Annotated in this window: 4 protein-coding genes; all 4 read left to right on the forward strand. The window is 38.1% G+C overall.

What is annotated here, in order from left to right:
• Positions 1-15: 15 nt before the first annotated feature.
• Positions 16-783 (forward strand): menaquinol-cytochrome c reductase cytochrome b/c subunit, encoded by a 768-nt coding sequence (locus AC1DUW_RS24235; RefSeq protein WP_053346765.1) that lies wholly within the window; start codon positions 16-18, stop codon positions 781-783.
• A 181-nt stretch (positions 784-964) separates the two neighbouring features.
• Positions 965-1,561 carry a lipoprotein heptaprenylglyceryl N-acetyltransferase LhaT gene (lhaT, locus tag AC1DUW_RS24240; RefSeq protein ID WP_053346764.1) on the forward strand — a complete coding sequence of 199 codons (597 nt, stop codon included), beginning with the start codon at positions 965-967 and terminating at the stop codon, positions 1,559-1,561.
• Between the two features lie 116 nt (positions 1,562-1,677).
• On the forward strand, positions 1,678-2,463 hold the full coding sequence (gene ypjB, locus AC1DUW_RS24245) for a sporulation protein YpjB (RefSeq protein WP_053346763.1): 786 nt from the start codon (positions 1,678-1,680) through the stop codon (positions 2,461-2,463).
• Positions 2,464-2,546: 83 nt separating this feature from the next.
• Complete coding sequence (locus AC1DUW_RS24250) at positions 2,547-3,200, forward strand: zinc metallopeptidase (protein WP_477643663.1); 654 nt, start codon at positions 2,547-2,549, stop codon at positions 3,198-3,200.
• Positions 3,201-3,240 lie beyond the last annotated feature (40 nt).

Raw genomic sequence — 3,240 nt, forward strand, 5'->3', positions numbered from 1 at the left:
GGAGGGGATTGTTCAATGCATCGTGGGAAAGGTATGAAATTCGTAGGTGACTCGCGTATCTCCGCGAACCGTAAACCGAATATTCCGAAAGATTATTCAGAATATCCTGGGAAAACTGAAGCATTTTGGCCTAATTTCCTTTTAAAAGAATGGATGGTCGGAGCTGTATTTCTTGTTGGCTATTTGTGCCTAACAATTGCACATCCGTCTCCATTAGAAAGAATAGCAGATCCGACAGATACAGCGTATATTCCGCTACCTGACTGGTATTTCCTATTCCTTTACCAATTACTTAAGTATACTTATGCATCGGGTCCGTATAATGCAATCGGGGCTCTCGTTATACCTGGACTAGCATTCGGGGCATTGCTCTTGGCACCATTTTTAGACCGTGGTCCAGAGCGTAGTCCAGCAAAACGTCCATTTGCTGTAGGTTTTATGTTATTAGCAATGGCTGGTGTTTTTTATCTGACATGGGAGTCTGCAGCCCATCACGACTGGGAAGCTTCTAAGAAACAAGGTGCAATAGTAGAAGGTGCAGACATTGATAAAGACAGCGAAGGTTATAAACTTATGGATGCTAGTGGTTGTATTAGTTGTCACGGAGCTGAGTTAACAGGTGGAGCAGGAGCACCGAGCTTGATTGACACTGGTTTAAAGCCAGAAGAAATCTCTAAAATCGCTCGCAAAGGACAAGGTGCTATGCCAGCTGGTATGTTCAAAGGTTCTGATGAAGAATTGGCAACATTAGCTGAATTTGTTTCGGGTTTAACAGCAAAATAAAGTATTTATCGACAGCATTTTCTTTCATATGCTGCCGAATGGAAAAGCTGACGACTACGGTTGTCGGCTTTTTTATTGGAAAATTGAAAAAAATCTGATAAAAAATTGAAATGAAAACTTGGATTTAAAGATCAGGAACTGTAAAATGGGTGTATTGAGAATAGTAAGAGAGGTAAAAAGAATGAATATTATCTACAGCTGGCTTGCAAATCGGCAAATGCTCTTTTTGCTATTAATGGTTAATATATTCGGAACTATATTTGGATATTATTGGTATGGTAGTCAATTAGCAAACACACCGACTATTTTTTTAGCTTTTGTACCAGACAGCCCGACTGCTAGCCTATTTTTTGTATTTGTATTACTGGGGTTTCTTTTGAAAAGAAACTTTGGCCTTATGGAGGCATTGGCGATTATAACCCTATTCAAATATGGTTTATGGGCAGTTGTGATGAATATACTGACATTAATGACAACAGGTACATTGCCTTGGGAAGGTTATATGTTAATGGCTTCTCATTTGGGTATGGCGATTCAAGGGATTTTATATTCACCATTTTATCGAATAAAACCTTGGCATTTGATTTTAGCAGGGATTTGGACCATACATAATGATATTATTGATTACGTTTTTGAAATGATGCCTATTTATCGTGATTTATTGGTCTATATGAATTCAATAGGCTATTTTACCTTTTGGCTAAGCATTCTTTCTATCTTTGTTGGATGGTACTTTGGTTTTAGAAAAAAGCGATTTACTCTTTCAATGATCAACTAATAGTTAGCCCCGCATTCATTTTTTGAGTGCGGGGTTAACTTTTTATGATGAACAAGGTCTACTCATGTTTTTTGTTTCATATCGTTTTAGTAGAGATATGAGGAGGGACGAGTAGCATGTTGAAAAAATTCATATTAACCATTGCTGTTTTATTTGTCGTCTTACATTTCCCTGTCTATGCAGAATCCTCTTCAAGTTTGGAGCAATTAGATAACATTTCCGATAGAGCGTTGGAAATGACAAAGTTGAAGCGATACGGAGATTCGGAAAAGATGCTTACGTTTTTTTCTGACCAGTTTATAAAAGAGACAGCGAAAGAACAAATTCTTGACATGGACGAACTTCGAATTATTACTGTAGCTCATAATGAAGCATTGATGACAATAAAGGATTTGAATAAGGGAGATTCTGAGAAGGTTAATTCAGTTACAAAATTTAGGCTTGTTGTGGATGCTGTGAAGTCAACGCATCAGCCTCTTTGGACCGAGATGGAGGATCAAATGATGAATTCCTTCAGGCAAACAAAGGATGCCGCGATCCATCAAGACACAATAACATTTAATAATCAATTGAACTTATTCCTTTCACAATACGAAATGATATATCCAAGCTTGAAAGTCGACCTTTCTAAAGAAAAGATTCAGCAACTGGATACTAGGATTCAATACATTAATCAATACCGTCCTGAAGTAATTAGAGATAGTGATAGCCAAAAAGAGCTGGATGCATTGCAAAATGAATTAACGTCTATTTTTAATGATATGGGAGAAGACGATGCAGATCCTTCCCTTTGGTGGGTTATCATAACTACTGGCAGTATTATAATAATGACTCTTTCTTACGTCGGCTGGAGAAAATATAATGGAGATCGAGAAAAACCTAGAAAAGAACATAACGATTGAAGGTAAGTGAAGAGAACTCTATATTTGACATGGTAGCATTCATTCCATAGAATTGAGAGTAATAATAGTTTTAGGAGGATACCATGTATTTCATTTATTTGGCGATTATCATTTTAATCCCGATTTATGCACAAATGAAAGTGAAAAGTACGTATAAAAAATATTCAAAAGTATCTGCTTCTTCGGGTATGAATGGTGCTGAAACGGCGAGAGCCATTTTGGATCAAAATGGTTTATATAATGTCAGGGTCGAAGAAACACCTGGAATGCTCTCAGATCATTACGACCCAAGAGATAAAACGGTCCGTTTATCGACGGATAACTATCATGGGCATTCTGTTGCCGGTGTAGCAGTTGCAGCCCATGAAGTGGGACATGCGATTCAAGATAAAGAAGCTTATGCGTTCTTACGTTTTCGCCATGCGTTAGTACCGGTCGCTAACTTTGGTTCCAATATATCTTGGATTTTGATTTTAATCGGGGTGTTAGCCAGAATCCCAGGCTTATTAATAGCGGGTATCGTATTTATGGCAGCTGCAGTATTATTTCAAGTAATCACGCTGCCGGTGGAGTTTAATGCTTCCTCTCGGGCAATGGATCAACTCGTTTCTGTAGGAGTTATCCGTAATGATGAAGAACGAGAAACGAAAAAAGTATTAAGTGCAGCTGCGATGACGTATGTTGCTGCCGCTCACTTAATACTTTTTTCGTTTCTCGTTCTTCATCATTACGGATAACTCCTACAGAAACGAGTTGATCCATTGCCCGAGAGGAAGC

The organism is Peribacillus sp. P4_C12 (assembly GCF_056402095.1).

What these genes read in the sequence shown, in the direction of transcription:
- AC1DUW_RS24235 (WP_053346765.1), top strand. Translation starts at nt 16, where the DNA reads ATGCATCGTGGGAAAGGTATGAAATTCGTAGGTGACTCGCGTATCTCC.
- lhaT (WP_053346764.1), top strand. Translation starts at nt 965, where the DNA reads ATGAATATTATCTACAGCTGGCTTGCAAATCGGCAAATGCTCTTTTTG.
- AC1DUW_RS24250 (WP_477643663.1), top strand. Translation starts at nt 2,547, where the DNA reads ATGTATTTCATTTATTTGGCGATTATCATTTTAATCCCGATTTATGCA.
- ypjB (WP_053346763.1), top strand. Translation starts at nt 1,678, where the DNA reads ATGTTGAAAAAATTCATATTAACCATTGCTGTTTTATTTGTCGTCTTA.